The sequence below is a fragment of the Nitrosomonas sp. Nm34 genome (genome assembly GCF_900113925.1).
Taxonomy (GTDB): Bacteria; Pseudomonadota; Gammaproteobacteria; order Burkholderiales; family Nitrosomonadaceae; genus Nitrosomonas.
The window spans coordinates 33,952-54,289 of sequence record NZ_FORD01000012.1 but is presented as its reverse complement, the minus strand read 5'-3'; the positions used below and the strand labels follow the sequence as shown (position 1 = coordinate 54,289).

Sequence of the window (20,338 nt, the reverse complement as noted above, 5' to 3'; positions counted from 1 at the left end):
CAATCTGGTTGACTGAAAAAGTGTAATCTTTGAATTGTGAAAATCTCGTGAGAATTTTCGTCATAACGTTAAGATGCTAATTTGCTGATACTCTCCTAAGCACGGCATAAAATGCTGCTCATGATCAAGCTGTATAGGTTGCATAAGGGAGTGTATTTACTTTCTTATTTTACTACTATCTAAGAGGACACACTTTTCCTCTGTTTTTTTACTCTATAGCTCATTTACAAATTATCTTAAAACAACGCATATGTGAATACGTATAAATACGTAGGTATAAGCTTTATATGAGTAGATAAAATAGATTAATTTATGAGAATTAACAGTTTTTTATTTCACTGATTCGTTTTATAACGCAAATAGGAATTAGCTATAAATAAGGTGATATCAGAGATACAACGATCAACAAGAAGCCTCGATAAATGAACTGTTTATCTACTCTTTCTTTTATTCCATGATATGGGCAAATTACTTGGAAAGTAATCTGACTGAACAATCTTGTATTGTCTTTTCTTTAAACGGTAGCTCTTTTATTTCCAATCCAAATGCACGGCCCCAAGATGCCAGTAAGACGCGCAACAAAAGTGGAATGCCAGGCATCATCCAAATTCCTGTAATACGTCTGTCTACCCGCCACCAACCACGAAGAACTACACTGATTAACGTACTTAAGCATAAGGGCTGACTATACATCTGCAAGCAAAGCAATGTGGGAGATAGTGTCGGGATAAGCCAATGTACATAACCCCCTTGATGGAATACATTCTCAATTGCATCAAGAGCCGACGAAGGAAAGTCTTCCAATGAACAATCTCCCGAGAGCAGAAGTATATTCTGCCGCGCTTTGGGGTAGCGTGAAAGATATATAGTGCGATTACGCTTTATGAGTTTCTGGAAGGCTCGTCCACGGCCAAAAGAGCCGCCCACTTTATGGTAAATATGAGCGTCGGGATGCACACCAAAGCGCCAACCACGAAGATCAAGCCGACGGCCAAGATCAATATCTTCATAATAACCGCGCCCAAATACAGGATCGAAGCCCCCCATTTCCTGAAAAACATCACGACGAATCATAATGGCATGTCCTCGAAGATAATAGGTTGCAATATAGCCACCTTCTTGCAGTAAATATTGATCCAGATTAAATTTGGCATAACTGTTGCCCGCTGGAATGATAGCTGCTAACTTAGCATCAGCCGCTAATGCTGCACATAGCAATGGCAGGAAATCATGGCTTATTTCAGTATCTGAATTAAGAATTAATACATAGAAAGCATCAGATCGATTAACTGCTTCATTCACTGATAAACCAAAGCCCTGATTATTTTTTGCATGATAGACATCCACGCAATCGTACGGCAAGTTATCTAGCATCTGCCGTGTCTCACTGGTGGAAGCATCATCCTGAATTAAAATACGCCTGATGGAATTGCCAAGACAGGCCACGACAGAATCGATGCAGCGCCGAGTCAAATCAGGTGCATTGTAGACAGGAATCACGACATCAATTGATGTGTCGGAAGACGCCATCGGTCTACTCATGATAACTTACTCAAATTGCAAGCAACCAAACAATGCATACCTCCTCCATTTTTGTGCTCGGGCTATCCATTCACTCTGAAAGACCGCGCCAGGGATCGCTAGTTCTTCCAATTAGCTAATTCTAAGATCAGATCGAGATCGCTTCAAATTATTATTACGCTTTATCTTTCCTTATCAGACGTATTTGTGCTTGCGTCTCCAGCAAACTTACATAACGCGGCAATACCTCGACATCATGACCATCAATCATTTCCTTGATAAAGTGCTGTCGATGCTTCTCGACATAGAAAGAGCTGCAACCATTAGAAAGAAATTCATTTATTTTTTGATAGACGTCATCACGGCATCGCAGCTCTGTTTCCGGCATAAACTCAGCGACTGCAGAACGGCCCGCATGCAGGTAATCGGCTGCCAATACTGGTTTTTTTGCCTTGATCGCTTCAAACACTACCGAAGTTGCGAGATCGATAATGACATCCGCCCAATTCATCAAGTGAACCGAGTGAATGGAGTCTCCAGCGATGCTCACATTTGGCAAATGGTGCAGGGAAGCATCTTTAGTCAAAGATTGTTTCCAGCCACCACGAGTATGAGGTTTGATCACCAATACAATTTCTGGGAAAGCAGCCATCATTCGAATAACCTCCCCGACTTCTTCCCAAAAAATGGTGAAATCATCCTTTCTCAAGAACATCACTATTTTGAGCTGGTTGCTGGAACCTGTCAGTGGTGCAGAAGGTAGCAACTCCTTCAATTTAGCGAGCCATTCATCGCAATAGCGCGGCGAGCCCAGTATTGCTAATGAATGATCAGTCATGAAGGGATAGAAGCGTTTAGCACATAATTCATTCGGCACGACAAGCTTGTCAAATATTCGCCCAGCGGAATAGAGCGTATTCGGCTGAAGATTCCATTCTCCATGCCGTATCAATTGATTAGCATGTGGACTATCTCCGTGAGGGAGCGATACTGTGCCTAAGCCCATGGTGTGGGCCATGGAGACGACTGTTTCAACCCACTCCAGACATACTGGCGAATTTTTGGTAATCCAGTCAAATACCACCACCCCCTTATCCAGATTTACAAAACCATATCTTAACAGTTGATGAGCAGTACTTCTCCAAGTGTTTGCTCGTCGCTCATCATCAAAAATTCTACACAAGGCAACAGCAAAGGGTCCTATAAACGAGCGTCTTAAACTATGGCTCAATAACAGCGTTTGCATTCGCCATACAGCATAGATGAGTGCTGGCAACAGCTCTCGTATATGAGCAACGCGCACAGCCGCCAGACTGGCTAAATACTGAATGCGATAATCATCCCGAAATTTCGGATGGCCTATCAGAATGACGTCACAAGTATGACCGGATTCAACCCATTTGGAAATGACCGGGGTAATATGATCAATATCATTGTAATGGCGAAGAAAGAAAAGCGCTTTCATTCAATATTTTCTAAAGTATTCATTCAAAATGCTGAAATTAGATTAACCCTGGGCTGAGCGAAGATCTTAATTTTTTTGTATCCTGCTCAACTAAGGAACCAGGGGTTAATAAATCATGGTAGCAAATGGCTTCTTCAACAGACCCAACACTAACATGTTACTACATGGCACGGAATTGAAATCAAAACAATTTATCTGGACAAAAAGATGGCAATGTGGTGATATTTACTTGGCTTGCAGCTTGTTTATATTTCTAGATGAATCAAGGAACTGTTATGGTAAGTAAGGAACATATTTCCCTAGTCGAAGAAACTGAAATTGTGAGAATGCTGACAATTCGGCCGGGAACCGATCTATCAATGCCTGAGGTACGGAGCAAAGCCATCGAAATATTGGAAGCGGGAGGAGTTATCTACTTGCCCCGAAGCGGATTCGAGTTATCTGAGCGAGAGCAAGAATTGATCTCGAATACATCGAATATATTGACACGAGTGCCCGATGTCGAGGATGGCCGGCCAACAATCATTTTCGATCCAGCACATGGCCGCATCAAGAAATATCATTACGTACACGTAAAAGGGAAAATGATGCGAGCCCAAGTCAAAGATACAGCGCGTCCTGACCTTGAGGTAATCCTGTCACGTTATAGCAAGTGGGGCGAGAATGTGATCACGCAGTTGTTTCCTAGCTACAAATTAGCGCTAGACCGTAAACGAACCACTTATCGGCCGATATCTCGCAGCAGCACCCAATCATTACACATCGACTCAAGCTATGGATATCCCACTCAAGGACGCAGTATGCTGCGCATCTTCACCAACATCAATCCTGCCAATCAACCGCGTATTTGGCAGCTCGGTGAACCATTCGAACCCTTCGTGCGCCGTTTCCTGCCCGCTGTACGCATCAGTAAACCAAGTTGGGTTTCCTCTATACTTGCTCACCTTGGTATGATTGACGGAACAAAAACCAAATATGACCAGTACATAGCCACGTTACGCTCTCTTGGTATCCGTGACAAAGAGTATCAGCAAACAGCACCGCGCAAGATCATGGAATTCCCAGCTGGATCAAGCTGGATCGCTCTTACCGATTTGGTACTGCATGGCGCGATGGGAGGACAGCACAGTCTCGACCAAACATTCTATCTACCGGCAGATGCGATGAATGATTCATCATGCTCTCCATTACGCATCTTAGAAAGATTGACCGGTGAAGCCTTGATTTAAGGATAAGCAGACTCCGTTGGATATATCAAAATCATTTTGATAAACGGCAATTAAAGGCACCTTATCGCGAGGGGAATAATCCCGAATCCAGAGATTGAATTTAACAGGGTAGACTACAAAAACTAGAAGTTTAATTTGATGCGTTTACGTTTATTAAACTATAGAATCAAGTAGACACGATATACTCCGCCAGCATATCGACAGTATAATTTGAACCACTTCTCGCAAGTATCTCTGAAACTTCCTCGATATTTATCCCTCTTTTTATTAAAAGCTTTTTTTTGAGAAAAGGAAAGTTAAATTCAGTGAGGAGAGGCTTCCATAAGCAGGTAGTCGCATCTATCCAATACTTTGGTCTATTATCGTAGTGGATGTGATTTAAGATACCTTCTAAGCTATAAAGAGCTGATAGTTTAAAACGACGACCAAATGATTGAGAAAAGCCGACTTCATATTTTCTTATTATCGCCATCTTAAATTCTAATACTTCAATTTTACTAAAAAATTGGGCGAATTCCTCTGAATTTATGACAGTCTTTTTACAATAGAGGAAGTATGATTGTAGATGGGGATGAAAATGTAGAGAATCTGTCATTCCTATAATATCAGCACTATTATTTTCCAATCTTGCAATTAAATTTTTAATACTGAAAAATGGCCCTAGAACGCTATCATTTGCTAGAAGTAGTGCACTGTGCAAATGATATTGAGGGTATTCCTGCAATCCTATTTTCCAACCATAAAAATCATAACCCCTGTTCTCCCGTATAATTATTCTTATACAAAGTTTCGAGCATTCCCTTAGATCTGTATCCGAGATCATCTCGCTTGAGCTGATGAAAATGATATCGAACCCCGCTAGCTTAAGCTTGCTAAGATAATAATATACATTCTTCCGGATGACGCTCTTTTCGTCAAAACTGCAGAATAAGCAGATCGGCCTAGCATAATTTGGCGACAAATGCCCTGGTGTTGAGTATCGCACTTTTGGCTTTTCATCTCTTCTGCTGTTTATGAGTACGCTAGTGGACATCTCACACAAAAACTTCAAGCCTTCAACTATCTGTTTTGTTTGCCAAAATACTGATGTTTTCATAAACTTTTGCTAAGGCCGCATAAACCTCAAAAATTTTATCAGGAGCAAGTGATTTTACACCGACACATGTTACTGGCATGATTCAAACAATAAATCGATCCCAAGTTCCATAACGGCTGTGTACGGGACCGCGTGGCAAACTGAATATAATTAAAAGTATGCCGCAAAATATGCTGGAAATGAGTGACCCAATACTTGTGTCATAAAAGAAAGGCGCCACTAATAAAGCTAAACCAAGTGGTATGAGAAAAAATCGAATAGCACGACCCGATTCAGCCAGAGCAGTAATCGCCACGGTCAACACAAGTGAGCCAATTAAATGATCTGCATTGGCCATACTTGTTCCAGCATCGAGCGTAATACGTGTAAACATCAGCCAGATTCCAATGGGTAGGCACATTACTAAATTCCAGGGCAAAGTCACGCCGCCCTCTAATATTTCCTTGAAAATTTTTGAGGGTCTTTGTGCAAAATTTTCTTCAATTACTTCCCGTCTTCCTTCATCCGTATCCCCTTGGAAAAAAACGTGTATCAGGGAACGTCCCTGTTTTTTTCTACGGGATAGAAATTGTCCCGTCGCGACCAATTCATCAATAGAATAAGGAATTTGTATCAGCATTGCCACTGCAGCAATCAAGCATAACGTGCACCATGTTCCGATCAAGATCGGTTGAATGATAATAAAAAAAACGGAAACAATACCCAATGGCACGATCATAATGCCAAATAATATCACCAGCCATGGCATAGTCCGCCAACGCCTTGCCGAGCCTATCATGCCGGTCAGGATTTCTAATGCATAAGTCATGGCTCCCAAGCCAGCATCGGGCACTGGCCAAGCTTTTGAAATGGATGAAGTGATTATTTCTTCAGTTCCATTACGCGGATCTTGCGGTGAACCTGCAAAAAATGGCTCCCATACACCATCGATATGGCCAAGCTGGTAAGCACACAAATAGCGGGAAATAAAGAAGCCAATAAACGCCAGTATGATAATGGGCAAACGCTGAAACCAGCTAGAAGGGGAGTACGACCAACCTGGCGGTATCGTCGGTCCGGTTTGAGCAGCAACGGCTGAAACACCGGGCACAGGTCGAGTTAAAACGGCAAAGCCCATAACCAGCATACCGACAATCGTGTCGTTGAGATAGGCAGCCGCGGTTGGTGCCCAGAAAATCAAGGGCGCACTCAATAACCAGAGGCCTACTGCGCCACAAAGCCAGCGAGCAAAACCAAAACGCCACGACAAGGACATGAACGATAAAATAAGCAGTACCACACCGGAAATAACATTGCTCCAAACCATAGCTTGCGATTCATATGCCAGGATAAAGGGAGCGGTCATGAGCCAGAAAGCCAGACCTAGATTGAGGAAATGCGCCCAAAGGTTTTCGTGATGTTGTCGAAAGTACTCTGTTTCATGTTTGTGTCTGATCTGGTCTGCGTTGAGATCTTTCTCTTGCGCTGTTCGTACCCAGTCTGGTAATAAAACACCGTTTCTTTTGTACCAGGCAACAGGATCTTTCTTCAGGCTAGCAATGAGATTTTTTAATCCATCATAGATCCTATGCTTCGGTTGCCAATCCAGTAATTTTCGTGCCCGACTGATATCGATATCGTAATGATCAGAAGCCAGGTCGATCATAAATGGTTTGATAAAAGGTTTTTTGCCCTGATCAATGGTATCTGGAACAATCGGCTCAGCCTGTTCCTCAAGCCATACACCGGACTTGGCAATAAATTCCGGAATATCTACCGTTTGCCATTCCTTCTTGCCAAAAATCAGATAACCAATCCGATTTTGCAATTCCTGATAACTCATCACCTCATCCTCACCAGCCAGCATAATGTTGGTGTGCGGTAATTTCTTGCGGCGGTCTACTACACGTTTGAATAGCTCTACCATGTCTTCTTTATGAAGAAGAGCCTGGCCGGCCATCAGATCGCCCGAATAAAGATGGCTTCTAAAGTCGCGTTCATAAATTCTGGCTATCTGGTGAGATAATGTCGGTACCGCTCTATCGTTATCATATACACCAGCCAACCGTAAAATGGTGTAAGGAATCTTATTATGTTGCTGCTTGATGACTTTTTCTGCTTCAACCTTGGATTGTGGATAAGCCCAGCGGGGCTTAAGCGGCATACCCTCATTGATTTTTTGTCCTGGTACAGTTGGTTCGTGAACCAACATCGTGCTAGAAAAGATGAATCGGTCAACTTCAAAGTTTTGCAGTATGGTAAGTAAACGCTGGGTACCTTCAATGGTGACACTTTGATAAAGAGGATTAGGTTGCCCGGTAAAATCGAAATAGGCGATTAAATGGATTACGGCAGCAATTTTTTGTCCATACTGGGCGCGTATCTCATTAAAAGCTGATTTGACGGAATTTTCCGAGGTCAGATTGCAATCAATACTGATATCTGCTTTATCACACGGATTGATATCAAGCCCAATCACATAGTAATTTTTTCTCAATGCATCACAGAGTGAACCTCCTATATTTCCGGAAGCCCCAGTTATAATGACAAGTGGTTTTTGTAGTTTAGTCATATTTTTCTGATGATTCATATTTAATGAATTTGCTCCAGAATTATTTTGTATACCATCAGCAAACAGAGCATCTTGAGGACAAAAAAGCAAACACTAAAACATAAAAGCTGTTTCCTGGCATCACATAGATCTTTCTGCATTGTTTTATGGCCACAAGAAACTTTAGGTATAGGCAAAATTATTAGAATATAGGCTCTTGAATCAGTTTCACCTTATTACGAATAATTTCATTTCCCAATCAAAATTGGCTTTGTCGGCTTCATCTTGCCGTATTATTTATACTGTCTGCGGCTCGCCGTTGCGTCAGTTCTGATTTGGAAATAGAAGTAGTGAATTATGTAATGTGACAGCAGCCTTCAGCTTTGCCGCCACAGATTCAACAGTTGTGGCTTCTATTACCATATGTGCTTCAGCATGAGTCAGCGCTTCATGAGTTTTCAATTGAAGCTCCAGAACAGAAATATCGGCCTCGGAAGCATCCTTACCTGTTACGTTACGGGCTTGAATCCGCTGCCTGAGCAATGTTTCCGGCACCGGAAAATCCAGGATATAAAATCCTGCTCCGCAACGCATCGCCATCTGCTGAAATAACTCACGTTGCCAACGCGCAATGAAGGTAGCATCTACCAGTACATGCCAGCCCGCCTCAAGCAGCGTTTCGGCAAACTCTGCCAAAAAATCATAAGTGCGCCTAGAAAATTCCCGGCTATAAATGCCACTTTCAACAGATGAACCGCTTTTAGCCAGCGCCTCCAGTCCGGCCAAACGTTTGCGTTCGATATCGGAACGCAGGCTGATCATTTCAAAACTCATAATGAGACTCTGGCTAAATACGGTCTTCCCCGAACCGGATAAGCCATGCGTAATCATCAGAACAGGTTTTAACCCCCGGGTAAGCCTTTCAGCTAATTGGAGATGATCCCATCCCTGCTGTCTTTCGTATTCCGCCATTTCCACAGACAATCCTGACTGAGTTGCACGGATAAAGGCTACTTTAGCGCGCACCATCGCACGATAAACCGCGTAGTAGCGCAAAAGCTTGATACCGGCATAATCGCCCGTACGTTCCAGGTAGCGATTGAGAAAACGGGAAGCCAAATCATGATGATTCCGAAACAGCAAATCCATATAGCAAAAGGCGACTTCTGACATCACATCAATCCAGCGCAAAGCTGGATTAAACTCGATACAATCAAAAATCAATAACTTGCCCGCTTTCCAAGCCATGTTTCCAAGATGCAGATCACCATGGCATTCTCGCACATAGCCTTGTACACGGCGTAGCTCAAAATCAGACAAGAGTTTATTATGCTCAGCAACACTCCATTGATGAATCGCCTCTAGCCATTGAACCCCTTCTGGCTTCTCCCCAGCTTGGTTACTAATGTGCTCGAAGTTATGGGCAACCGAATCCCAGACCGTCTCTGCCGTACCCCATGGCGAATCCATCAGGGCATATGGGGTATGTAAATGAAAATCTGCCACGGTACTGGCAATGGTATCGACATGCTGCACCGATAATTGCGCCAGATGGTCGAGTCGATCCAGAGTTGTATCCGGATCAAACTGATCCATTTTGATAGCATAATCCAGCACAGGACCTGGGCCATTGAGGCAAGGTGCTGCTATTTCCCCGTTAAAAGTAACGACTTCAAGATAAATATCCGGCGCCAACCGGCGATTGAGTCGCAACTCTTCTTCACAATAGAAGCGACGCTTGTCCAGCGTGCTGAAGTCAAGAAAGCCGAGATTCAGCGGTTTCTTTAGCTTGTAAACAAAATCACCGGTTAGTAGCACATGGGAAATATGCGTCTCCACATGCTGAATGCGCCCGACGGGGTGAGGATAACACGCCGGATCAAGCAGCGCTTCAATCAACTGATTTTGTGCAGCCTCTTCTTTCATGGTTTGTTGCTATTTATATCTTCTTTAGAGGCTTGGATGCCCCTCATGCACATACATCTGTTCGTGCCTCTCCTGGCAGCTCACACACCGCATGGCTATCGGATAAGCCAGCAAACGTTGTAAGCCGATTTCCTTACCACAATTAATACATTCATTCGCACTGCCTTTTTTAATCTGCGCCAGTTTTCTTTCGATCTCGCGTAATTCGTTGATTTGGCGATATACACGCACAATGTTCAGATCAGCCAGTAGATCAGCGAGCGAGAAATCACAGTTATCACCAGGATCATTCCCCATCATAGCAGCAAAGGATTGGTTTTCGCGCTCGTCCAATTCATCACGAACTTCTTCGAGTAAATCCTGCTGGCGTTCGTGTAATTTATTTTCAATCGATTCGATTTCTTTTCTGGTCAATTGCGTCATGGTTCACCTTCCTGCTTCTTTGGCTAAAAAATAATAATCTACTGGTAACAAAGCGTGCCCACAGAAAAATCACTTATTATCCTTTTGGATTCAAGCTTTAGTTTAGCGTTCTTATTTTTTTCCATTTGCTTCCCAACCTGGTTCCAGATCTAATCCATGCATATGTGATCTCTTGCACGCTGCTTAATCAAGTCAAAGCAGCATGAGTTCCTGCACATTATGTTTTCATAGATCGTCACGGTCGGCTATAAGCTCTTTGTTGACGTAGATATTGAAATAGGACGCACGAAACCCAGTATGATGCAAGTAGTTAAGTAGTAGCCCTAAAAAACGCCCTTAAGTAGGCTGTCATGAAATACTTGACCCGATCAAGCATTTTGCTGGACTCATCCATACGTGTTCACACGTATTTAATCATTCCCCATTTCCCGGTAGATTATGGTGACCAGACCGAAGAAGGAATATTCAGTGAACTTATTCAGTCCTTTATTTAATTTGCATAAGTGAATTTTTAGAGGTAATCAATAACTATTAAGAATGTTGGTTAAGATGTGAATGGTTTCCTAACTTCTCATTTCTAACTTGTATTCCAAATATGTTATTAATAAGGGCTAAGGTCTACATGGGGACGTCTTTCCCTAGGCTGGTTTGTAATTCAAATATGGCATCTGTTGTTGCGCTTACTTTTTTATAGTTTGTGTAATACCTTAAATTAACAAGGAAAACATCATGATTACCATCGACAATAACAAATGTCTTAAATCCAACTTAGTAGCTGAGTTAATTAACCTCAAACAAGAAAACCCTCAGCCCGATGTTACGACATACGCGTTTTCATCGGATGACCAATTATTATCAATTGTAGTCATTAGTACCGATCAAAAAGAAAAGCAACGCGACACCACAATTATTCCCCTTCACTTCTATAACGTGAAACGTTCTTTGAACGATCAATGGAATGAACAATAATCTGAGCAACGATGCACAGGCGGTGCTCACCTTTCTGCTCACAACCGCAACAATCATTAATAAGCCACTATAAATTCAGATTCCATCAGAAGTACATTGCATGACAAGACAAATTGTTAAAGAATCATCGCAATAGTTTTTTTACAATTTCGATTTTTTGCACGAACGAGCAAGATTGGCACAGCCTGAGGATTGTCCCCTTTTATTGCGTCCTCCTTTCTCAAATTCTCAATAATATTGACAACCTTGATTATCCCATCTAAAGTAACGCAACGTTGCTAGGTACTAAGAAAAGAACGCAAGTCCTCAGAAAAGCATAAACATAATTCAATGCTAAAACTACAGGTAATCGCCTTGGATGATCTGCGCATATCCATGAGCATTTGTTCTGCTGGCTAAGATGCAAGCAGTTAAGATACTCACCGTACTGGTGAGTGCAATTTCAATAAAATGTTAATCTTAATGGAGGGAAGTAATGATAAAAACAACCAAAGCATTATGTGCGAGTTTTGTACTTGGGTTGCTGTTGACAGGCACTGCTCAAGCAGAAGATAAAAAAGCAGAACACCACCAACACAAAGAAGAACAACACTTCAAGGTCATTGTTAATGCTTTTGACACCAATATTCCTGAGCTCAATATCGAAGGCGTGACCGTTAAAAACGTTCGTGCTTTTAATGTTCTCAATGAACCTGAAACGCTGGCTGTCCATAAAGGCACCAAAGTAAAGATTACCATAGAAAACAAATCTCCTATCAGTGAAGGATTTTCCATTGACGCTTATGACATTAAAGAGGTAGTCAAAGCAGGAGAAAGCAAAACAATCTCTTTCGTAGCAGATAAAGCCGGCGCCTTCCCTATTTGGTGCCAGCTCCATCCAAAAAACATCCATTTGCCAGGTACTTTAAACGTTCTGGAATAATGAGTTAAGTTGGAATCTGCAAAATTTTAGCAGACTCTAACCAATCTTTACCGTGATTATATGGCCGGATTTAATCTGGCCATATTTTTGCTCCCAAGTTGGAAAAACCCCTTTTTTTCGCTTCCTAAATTTCCAGGGATCTGTTTACATAGAGGTCAATTCATGATGGTGCATTATGTGGTTTATCGCTCAGCCTACTTATTCCTATTCCAAATAAAAAAGTAAATAATTTTTCACATAAAACTATTTATTTACAGTTTATTATGTAATTTTATAGTTACTTTTTCTATTAAAAATTAGAATTACTATCACCCAGTTGAGTTTTTGCATAACATTTATCTGCGTAAATGCAAAGACAATCTTCCTCTCATCTACTTACCAAGTTATATGACATCTTGTCTGAAAATTTAATCTTCAAGGTTTCCGATACAGCACTTATTGCTGTATTTGGATAAAGGATAAAGAGAAGATACGCTCTAAGCCGACTCTATAGCGCGGCAACTAAATTATATAAGAAGATTTTTGCGATGCGCCACTTAACGAGGGATAAGATGTATGCATTTGCATTCTTGCGGGTTTATTATCTACTCCCTAATATTGATTTTGTCATAAAATCTAACTAATTTGATTTTTTCCTTCGATATTTCTTAATTAATAGGTAGTTAACAAAATAGACTCTGATACAATCATTTGCATTCAATTTAAAGTATGTGGATAAATAATATTGTCATACTACTCATGCTGACACTTTTTCTTCTATTGGAAAGTAGTCTTGCTTTAGCAGAACCACCAAAGCCACCACTTATTGTATTGTCGCAAGACCGCACGAAGATATCCATTACTTGGTCTCCAGTTTTAAATGCCAGCAGTTATCAGTTATTTTATACACCTTTTCCTTTTACCGGATCAGAAAGCATCAAAAATGTTGCCATGGGCAACGTCACATCTGGCTCAATTGAGTTATGGGATGGGGCTGCCTTTATTGTTGCGGTAAAAGCACTTAATGATGCGGGTAGTAGCGATTACTCCAACATTGAACTATTTATACTTTCTAAAGCGCCGTTACTTGATCCTGAAGCATCACCGGTTACCGGTAATTGGTACAAACCGCCTGTAGCTATAACTTGGCAATGGCAGTTGAAAAAAGCAATAGAAGATGATGGAATCAATGAGATCAATGAAATCAATACAAGTTATCCAGCTCAGCTTTATGATATTGATTTATTTAATTCTTCTCCATCCTTGATTAACACACTCAAAGCTTCTGGCAAGAAGGTCATCTGTTATTTCTCAGCAGGCACTTATGAAAATTATAGAGAAGATAAGGATAAATTTAAGCCTGAGGAATTAGGTAATACTTTGATTGATTGGCCAGAGGAACGATGGCTTGATATTCGTTCACAAAATGTAGCAGAGATCATGATCTCACGGCTAAATTTGGCTCTGCTAAAAGGCTGTGATGGCGTGGAACCGGATAATGTGAATGTCTACGCAAATAATTCCGGCTTTGATTTAAGCGCCAGGGATCAGCTGGCATTTAATAAGTTTATTGCCAATGAAGCCCATAAAAGGGAATTGTCGGTTGCGCTTAAAAATAATATGGAACAAATTCCTGAATTAATCGATTTTTTCGACTTTAGTATTAATGAGCGATGTCATGAGTTAAACGAGTGTGATTCGCTGACCCACTTTATTATTAACGGCAAGCCTGTGTTAAATGCAGAATATCTGCAAAGTTATATTGACAACCCGGCTGCGCGCCAAGCGCTTTGTGATACTTCTAAGGGAGTACAATTCAGCACCTTGATTCTGTCAAGAGATTTAGATGATAGTCAGCGATTTAGCTGTTTTTGAAAATAGCCACTCAGTACCGCCTGACGCTTGATACAACGCGCCACCGGATTAGATCCGCTGAAATTATATAAGCCATGCAAAAAGTAAGAGGTACCCTAAGCTGTGATAATAGATGCCATTTAGGGCTATGTCTTAAGCTTAATATGGTTCCCCGTGGAAAAGAACTTTCATGAATATTGCTTCAATTCTTCAATGACCTCATCTCTTCGTCGATTAATAATAATAATCGACATAGCAAATAAATATTTAATTACGATCCATACTATTTTGGCAAAATAAGCCGTATTTAACGCGAGATTCTATTTCTTGAGAAGATAGAGTAATCAACAAAATAAGATATTCGCGAAGTTTCGTAAATAGAATATCCGGTTGCTGTATGAACACTGAGAGAAGCATGAGTTGCCATGGGAAGGACTGGAATCGATAACATTTATGAATGGTTGTACTGCTGAGGCGTTGCGCGAACAAGTGTAACAATTAGAGACTGATCAGAACATCAGAATAGGCCTGCCAGCCTCAGATTGTGAGCCACACAAACAGTTGGAGCGGGAAAATAGTATAAGAGCTAAAGCAGTCAATGAGATATTGAACGAGACACAGCATATTTTACTCAGGCAAAGCTCGACTGCCGACCGAAGCTATGGTTATATTTATCGATCAGCACAAGAAGCAATACAAGGTCGACCCGATCTGCAGGCAAACTCAGATTGCCCTGTCGAGTTGCTATAAGCATGAAGCAGAGAACGAGAACCTGACCAGCTACTCGATCACACTAAAGCACTTAAGCGAGATACACAAATTATAAAGAATCAAATTCAAAGTGTATGGCGCCAACCAAGTATAGGGATGATTAATAATCAAACGTATCCAAGATGCCTGTTGTACAGTCAAGCGACTGATGAAGAAGAATGGAATACAAAACATCAGACGTGATAAAAAATGCCAGGTGATGATGGCAGACGGCTGGCTCGAGCCCAACAAACAAGGATAGCCACCAATTTGTAGCGAAGCGCCCCAACGAAATATGTGCGGAAAACATCACTTCTTTTGACAAGGTGATCAAGATTTTTTTAGGTAGCTTTTCTTCTAGAAGTTTTTGCGCAATTTATGGATTTATGGGTCTGCTGGACAGTCAACAGCCATGACATATAAGCTCACTATTCAAGGTATTAAAGCAGAGTATGGTGGAGTCAGGGAGAAACCTCAGTGGGTTAATCCACTATAGCAATCATAGCACTAAATGATTGTCGATCCGTTATACCGAACTTTTAACAAAAGCCAATATTGATTCTTCAGTTAGCAGCGTTAGCGATAATTATGTCAATGCGCTGTTTGAAACGACAAACGGATGATATAAATTATAAGCCAATCCAGCATGAGGTATGTAGCACCATATTCATAAAGTGAAATTTACTGCTATGGAATGGGTTGGCTGGTTCAATAACCGCTGGTTATTGAAGTTAATCGGAAGTACACAATCGGCTGAATTTAAAATGGCATCATATTAATGTCAATTGAAGAAATCAGTTAATTCAGCCTGACTCAAACTAAAAAATTCCCTGAAAAACCGGGACATTTGATTCTCCCCCTCAGCCCTCTCAGTATCATCTTTCTTTTTTATTATAGTTAACAATGAAACAAAACCATCACCTATTTTTTAGTCAAACAGGTTAACCGTCTCAAGCAGGATGATCAAAACATAACCATAAGGTAATAACTAATATGTCATAAATGCATGCTTTTGCATTATTGATATGTCTTTGTCCTCATCATAACATAATCACAAATAAAGCTGAATTATTGATTTGCTAGCTCGGTGAATATCTTTGTTCTAGGGCTGGGTTCAGTCCGCTTTATTTTAATTGATCTATTCGGCACGCAAGGTTTAAAGATACCGACTATTCATTAGGATTGCCTCTATTTCCATGGCTTCACTATAAATTTAGCTGGACTGTCAAAACATGGGTTTGCTGGGTAGGTATTGTTGAGAGCCAGGTTGTAATTTTACTTTCTATGGACTCTCTGGTTTTATGAATTCCACTCATTAAAAGGAGATAATTATGAGTGCTAGCAATGAACAACAAAAAGAATATGATGCACAAGGATATGATCAAAAAGGATATGATCGACCAGGGTATGATCAAAAAGGATATGATCGGCCAGGGTATGATCAAGAAGGATATGATCGAGAAGGATACGATCGGAAAGGGTACGATCGAGAAGGATATGATCGTCAAGGAAAAGATCGTCAAGGAAATGATCACCATGAAAATGATGGTCATAAAGATGGTGGGTCTAGTGATAAAGGATCTGATACCCATAAATATGAGAGCCATAAACATGATGACCATAAACATGATAGCCATGAAGCCGGTGGAATGAATGGTGGGCCTGGCGGTAAAGACCACAGTGATAATAGCCAGAGTGACAAAGGCCATGGTGGAAATGATCAATGCAGTAATGACCATGACGGCAAAAACCAAGGTAGCGATGACCATGGTGGCAATAATAAAGATGGCAATGACCATGGTGGTAATAACCAAGCTAGTAATAACCAGGGCAGTAATCATCAGGCTAGCAATAACCAGGGCAGTAATAATCAAGCTGGTAATGATCATGGTGGCAATAATAAAGATGGCAATGACCATGGTGGTAAATATAAACATGTCGACGCACGCCCAGGGGACAATTGCCATGGGGAAGAAGGCGCAGACCATTTTGTCTTCCATGACAAGGGCCACTGGAAAATTGACAACTATAATGGACAGGAAGGCGATATGCTCGATTTCACTGAGTATGGCTTAACTCGTGGAGAGATCGCTAGTCATATTACCAATATCACTATTGAGGTTGATACTTTCATCGTCAACTTTGGCGAGCATATATCGATTACGCTGGTAGGCCAACCGCCCACCTGGGATAACGTTATCGCTGCAGAAGGTTAATAGCACATATTAGAGAGCGAAGTCTTCTCCTCTCTTATTAATGCAGGGAATTTGGGGTTGGAGCAGAATAAATAGAACGTTGCTTTGACCCTAACTGTATCGGCCGATTCTTAGTAGAGATCTTGAAATAATTAGATTATTTATCAAATATTTAGCGTTATAGCTTACAACCATTTTATGAATCTGATATATCAAAGTGATTTATTAAACGAAGAATGCAAAGAATGACGCTAGTTGCCCACCATTTTGAGCGCAAAGATACAAGCGTGAAAAAGCCGATCCACAGCACATATGCTATCGTTGGTGCGGTTCTCCATATCAGTAAAACCCGGCCAAATTGCATATGCAGCTAAAAGATTATCCGCGTGAAAAATTGTTTATGATTATTATTGGCACTGCAACTCAAGAGAGGTGTGAAAAGCTGCCTTGTACGAGGCTAATAAAATCCATCAAAAAAAACGGCAAAGAACTCACCGCTTGGTTTGAGACCGATAGATTAATAAAATTTCAAGATTGTGTCATGCAGCGATTTCCGTAGCTTTGACGAGAGTAAGGAAACTATGGGTAGAAAACACATATTATGGTTCATACGTTAGGCCATCTGATCCAGGTGGTTATTTATACCAGAATATTCATGACGCCAAGGTCGCTCATTCTGTGCTGCACGCAACAGTTGAAAAGACTCCACGTATTAGCACCTTCTTTGGTGACGCAGGCTATCGCGGCGCCGCTGTAGGCTCTTGTGAGCATCAGAAATTTTACGGATTATTGTCACCATTTTTGTGCCCGAAGCTTTTGTGTGACACCTATGCTTCTAGTTGTTTAGCCCCACAATGTGCTGAAGTCATATAGGGACAATCATCGAGCAATAAAATTGTATGCAATTGTATTATTGTCTCCCTATTTTTTATCTCTTAGTATTAATTACGTAATAAAGTTAGGCAAGTTTGATTTATTGCTTCTGATTTGCCTTTAGTGACATTTATGAGATTGAATCCCAATCAATCATTTTATTGTTTATTTACTCTTGCATTTAATTAGACTATGCGCACAAATAATAATGTCATGCAAATCGTATTGATGCTTTTTCTTCTATTAATTAATAGCAGCCTTGCCTTAGCGGATGAACTAAAGCCACCTGCTATTTTAGTGACGCAAGATGGCACCAAGGTATCCGTTACATGGTCTTCAGTTCCAAATGCCAGTGGTTATCAGTTATTTTATGCGCCTTTTCCTTTTACCGGACCCGAAAGCATTAAAAGTGTTGACATGGGTAACACCACATCCGGTTCAATCGAATTATGGGATGGCGCGGCTTTCATTGTTGCGGTAAAAGCACATAATGATACAAATAGCAGCGATTTCTCCAATATTGAATTATTTATTCTTTCTAAAGCACCCTTACTTGATCCTGATGCACCACCTGTTACCGGTGATTGGTACAAACCTCCTGTTGCAACCACCTGGCAATGGCAGCTGAAAGGTGAAGTCAATACAAATCACCCGGTTAAACTTTATGATATTGATCTATTTAATTCTTCCCCATCCTTGATTAATACACTCAAAGCTTCTGGCAAGAAGGTCATCTGTTATTTCTCGGCAGGTAGCTTTGAAGATTCTAGAGAAGATAAAGATAAATTCAAAGCTGCTGAATTGGGCAATACTTTAGTCGATAAGCCGGATGAGCGGTGGCTTGATATTCGTTCACACAATGTAGCGGAGATCATGATCTCACGTCTTAACTTGGCTCTGCTAAAAGGGTGTGATGGCGTGGAACCAGATAATATGGATGCGTATGCCAATAATTCCGGCTTTGATATAAGCGCCAGGGATCAGCTGGCATTTAATAAGTTTATTGCCAATGAAGCACATAAAAGAGGATTGTCGGTTGGGCTTAAAAATGATATGGAACAAACCCCTGATTTAATTAATTATTTTGACTTTAGTGTTAATGAACAATGTCATGAGTTCCATGAATGTAATATGCTAACCGGCTTTATTGCAAACGGCAAACCTGTATTCAATGCAGAATATCAACAAAGCTATTTAGATAATCCAGTTGAGCGTCAGGCGCTTTGTGATTCTTCTAAGGGTGCACAATTCAGCACCTTGATTCTGTCAAAAGATTTAGATGATAGTCAACGATTTAGTTGTTTTTGAAGATGAATACTGAATAACTTCTCACAAGTTTGGAGAGATGGCTACATACATAAGGAAAAAAACCAGTTACGCTCTAAGCTTGTGAGATTGGTTAGCAGTTATCAAGCCATGTATCGAAGTCGCTGTAATTTTCCATAGAAAAGATTTTACATGGGAATTGCTTCAGTTCATTAGCGACCACTTCAAGTTTACAAAAATTATGCGTATCTTCGTCGGTAATTAAAGCATCAACGTAGGGAACAAATGTTGAAATATGATCGATATCATTTTGACGAGAAAGGCCATATTTAGCATGGAATTTTCTTTGATTATTGATGAGAACTCCGCTTATGTGACATTTCCAAAGCAACGCTGCTTCGAGAGCACTCCTAATCCTGATATAGGCGCACAAGTTGTTGGCCGAATTGTTTTCTAATAATTCCAACCATCGCTTAAGTGTGGATTCCTCATCCAGCCCCTGAACTACTTCGTGAACAATTCGATAAAATGGTGCAAGTTTTTCCCGTGCAGGGATAGCAGGAATTCGCCCTGCTTCTAGCTGATTGACGATATGCTCCATCAGAAGATGTAGGTTACGCTGCTGCCGCCACGATGCAATCCCTTGTCGAATATCCTTGCTCCAATGGGCGCGAACATAACTCAAGCATTCGAAAACATCTCTACAATTTGACATATTCTCCAATTGTCTTTGTAAGACTGCTCGAATCTCTTGATTAACTATGTCAGGTGGACGTGCATTATCCCGATGTAACTTTAATCGCCAGTGGTTTGTAAGCTGAATCCTCACGCCTATCTCTAATTGATGAGGATTCACAAGCCCGATGTCGGCAGTAGGAAAAGAATCGTGGCTCGCCTGACTGGTAAGTATTCTTCTCCACTGAGCGACAAATACTTCTTCTGAATTATGTGAAATGAATCCATTAGCCAGATCATTCTGTAATTGCCAGAGTTTTTCTCTATTTTCAACATATTTCTCAGGGATAGCAGATGTTTCGCGACTATGAATCTCAGAAGTAACTACAAAAATCTTCTGTTGTTTTTTTAATTTTTGAAGCTTAGAAAAAAGACGCAGTGCATGTTGAGACTCGGGCTTATCAGCTTCAATACACACAGCCGAAAAAAACCACTGATCCAGATAAATCAATTTCTTGCGAATTGATGGGAGCAAAATAGGAAACCATTTTTTACAATGTGGACAAAAACCGCGAGTCTTGTCGGATTTCTGATCCTGGCTGATATTTTCGATAGATACAGCATAACCGCAGCAAGAGCACTCAATTGGAAACATAGAAATCCTG

General features: G+C 40.9%; 14 protein-coding genes and 1 other annotated feature. Of the genes, 7 read left to right on the top strand and 7 right to left on the bottom strand.

Going from position 1 to position 20,338, the window contains the following annotated elements; translation table 11 throughout:
* Window positions 1-468: 468 nt before the first annotated feature.
* The gene (locus BM283_RS07185; protein ID WP_254776256.1) at window positions 469-1,542 is read right to left on the bottom strand and encodes a glycosyltransferase family 2 protein; all 1,074 of its coding nucleotides are present in this window, start codon (window positions 1,540-1,542) and stop codon (window positions 469-471) included.
* Window positions 1,543-1,696: 154 nt separating this feature from the next.
* Window positions 1,697-2,986 (bottom strand): hypothetical protein, encoded by a 1,290-nt coding sequence (locus BM283_RS07180; protein ID WP_090691461.1) that lies wholly within the window; start codon window positions 2,984-2,986, stop codon window positions 1,697-1,699.
* A 275-nt stretch (window positions 2,987-3,261) separates the two neighbouring features.
* On the opposite strand from BM283_RS07180, the gene BM283_RS07175 reads away from it, so the two are divergent.
* Complete coding sequence (locus tag BM283_RS07175; protein WP_090691459.1) at window positions 3,262-4,215, top strand: Kdo hydroxylase family protein; 954 nt, start codon at window positions 3,262-3,264, stop codon at window positions 4,213-4,215.
* Window positions 4,216-4,381: 166 nt separating this feature from the next.
* Here BM283_RS07175 and BM283_RS07170 read toward each other — a convergent pair whose 3' ends face one another.
* The 4 genes from BM283_RS07170 to BM283_RS07155 all read right to left on the bottom strand — a co-directional run bounded on the left by BM283_RS07170 (window position 4,382) and on the right by BM283_RS07155 (window position 10,190).
* Entirely contained in the window at window positions 4,382-5,311 is a 930-nt protein-coding gene (locus tag BM283_RS07170) for a rhamnan synthesis F family protein (protein WP_254776254.1), read from the bottom strand.
* A gap of 82 nt (window positions 5,312-5,393) precedes the next feature.
* Window positions 5,394-7,862: a vitamin K epoxide reductase family protein gene (locus BM283_RS07165; RefSeq protein WP_090691523.1), complete on the bottom strand. Its 2,469-nt coding sequence runs from the start codon at window positions 7,860-7,862 to the stop codon at window positions 5,394-5,396.
* A gap of 303 nt (window positions 7,863-8,165) precedes the next feature.
* Entirely contained in the window at window positions 8,166-9,767 is a 1,602-nt protein-coding gene (locus BM283_RS07160; protein WP_090691455.1) for a bifunctional aminoglycoside phosphotransferase/ATP-binding protein, read from the bottom strand.
* A 24-nt stretch (window positions 9,768-9,791) separates the two neighbouring features.
* The gene (locus BM283_RS07155) at window positions 9,792-10,190 is read right to left on the bottom strand and encodes a TraR/DksA family transcriptional regulator (protein WP_090691452.1); all 399 of its coding nucleotides are present in this window, start codon (window positions 10,188-10,190) and stop codon (window positions 9,792-9,794) included.
* A 729-nt stretch (window positions 10,191-10,919) separates the two neighbouring features.
* Between BM283_RS07155 and BM283_RS07150 the strand changes: the two genes are divergently transcribed.
* From BM283_RS07150 to BM283_RS07120, 6 genes are all read left to right on the top strand, one after another.
* Entirely contained in the window at window positions 10,920-11,159 is a 240-nt protein-coding gene (locus BM283_RS07150) for a hypothetical protein (RefSeq protein ID WP_090691450.1), read from the top strand.
* Window positions 11,160-11,634: 475 nt separating this feature from the next.
* Window positions 11,635-12,081 carry a nitrosocyanin gene (locus BM283_RS07145; RefSeq protein ID WP_254776253.1) on the top strand — a complete coding sequence of 149 codons (447 nt, stop codon included), beginning with the start codon at window positions 11,635-11,637 and terminating at the stop codon, window positions 12,079-12,081.
* A 738-nt stretch (window positions 12,082-12,819) separates the two neighbouring features.
* Window positions 12,820-13,935: an endo alpha-1,4 polygalactosaminidase gene (locus BM283_RS07140; protein ID WP_217646470.1), complete on the top strand. Its 1,116-nt coding sequence runs from the start codon at window positions 12,820-12,822 to the stop codon at window positions 13,933-13,935.
* A gap of 585 nt (window positions 13,936-14,520) precedes the next feature.
* On the top strand, window positions 14,521-14,664 hold the full coding sequence (locus tag BM283_RS18750) for a hypothetical protein (protein WP_175492058.1): 144 nt from the start codon (window positions 14,521-14,523) through the stop codon (window positions 14,662-14,664).
* Window positions 14,534-14,650 (top strand) — a sequence feature (AL1L pseudoknot). (Overlaps the previous gene by 117 nt.)
* 1,331 nt (window positions 14,665-15,995) lie before the next feature.
* On the top strand, window positions 15,996-16,880 hold the full coding sequence (locus tag BM283_RS18020) for a hypothetical protein (RefSeq protein ID WP_139225218.1): 885 nt from the start codon (window positions 15,996-15,998) through the stop codon (window positions 16,878-16,880).
* A gap of 1,044 nt (window positions 16,881-17,924) precedes the next feature.
* Window positions 17,925-19,040, top strand: coding sequence for an endo alpha-1,4 polygalactosaminidase (locus BM283_RS07120; protein WP_217646469.1), 1,116 nt, complete (start codon window positions 17,925-17,927; stop codon window positions 19,038-19,040).
* Window positions 19,041-19,131: 91 nt separating this feature from the next.
* On the opposite strand, the gene BM283_RS07115 is transcribed toward BM283_RS07120, so the two are convergent.
* On the bottom strand, window positions 19,132-20,328 hold the full coding sequence (locus tag BM283_RS07115; RefSeq protein WP_090691437.1) for a hypothetical protein: 1,197 nt from the start codon (window positions 20,326-20,328) through the stop codon (window positions 19,132-19,134).
* Window positions 20,329-20,338: the final 10 nt, after the last annotated feature.

Bases quoted from the DNA above. Each gene is read 5' to 3' on its own strand.
- BM283_RS07140 (WP_217646470.1), top strand. From the start codon at position 12,820: ATGCTGACACTTTTTCTTCTATTGGAAAGTAGTCTTGCTTTAGCAGAA.
- BM283_RS07150 (WP_090691450.1), top strand. From the start codon at position 10,920: ATGATTACCATCGACAATAACAAATGTCTTAAATCCAACTTAGTAGCT.
- BM283_RS07180 (WP_090691461.1), bottom strand. From the start codon at position 2,986: ATGAAAGCGCTTTTCTTTCTTCGCCATTACAATGATATTGATCATATT.
- BM283_RS07175 (WP_090691459.1), top strand. From the start codon at position 3,262: ATGGTAAGTAAGGAACATATTTCCCTAGTCGAAGAAACTGAAATTGTG.
- BM283_RS07145 (WP_254776253.1), top strand. From the start codon at position 11,635: ATGATAAAAACAACCAAAGCATTATGTGCGAGTTTTGTACTTGGGTTG.
- BM283_RS18020 (WP_139225218.1), top strand. From the start codon at position 15,996: ATGAGTGCTAGCAATGAACAACAAAAAGAATATGATGCACAAGGATAT.
- BM283_RS07185 (WP_254776256.1), bottom strand. From the start codon at position 1,542: ATGAGTAGACCGATGGCGTCTTCCGACACATCAATTGATGTCGTGATT.
- BM283_RS07120 (WP_217646469.1), top strand. From the start codon at position 17,925: ATGCGCACAAATAATAATGTCATGCAAATCGTATTGATGCTTTTTCTT.
- BM283_RS07165 (WP_090691523.1), bottom strand. From the start codon at position 7,862: ATGACTAAACTACAAAAACCACTTGTCATTATAACTGGGGCTTCCGGA.
- BM283_RS07115 (WP_090691437.1), bottom strand. From the start codon at position 20,328: ATGTTTCCAATTGAGTGCTCTTGCTGCGGTTATGCTGTATCTATCGAA.
- BM283_RS07160 (WP_090691455.1), bottom strand. From the start codon at position 9,767: ATGAAAGAAGAGGCTGCACAAAATCAGTTGATTGAAGCGCTGCTTGAT.
- BM283_RS07170 (WP_254776254.1), bottom strand. From the start codon at position 5,311: ATGAAAACATCAGTATTTTGGCAAACAAAACAGATAGTTGAAGGCTTG.
- BM283_RS07155 (WP_090691452.1), bottom strand. From the start codon at position 10,190: ATGACGCAATTGACCAGAAAAGAAATCGAATCGATTGAAAATAAATTA.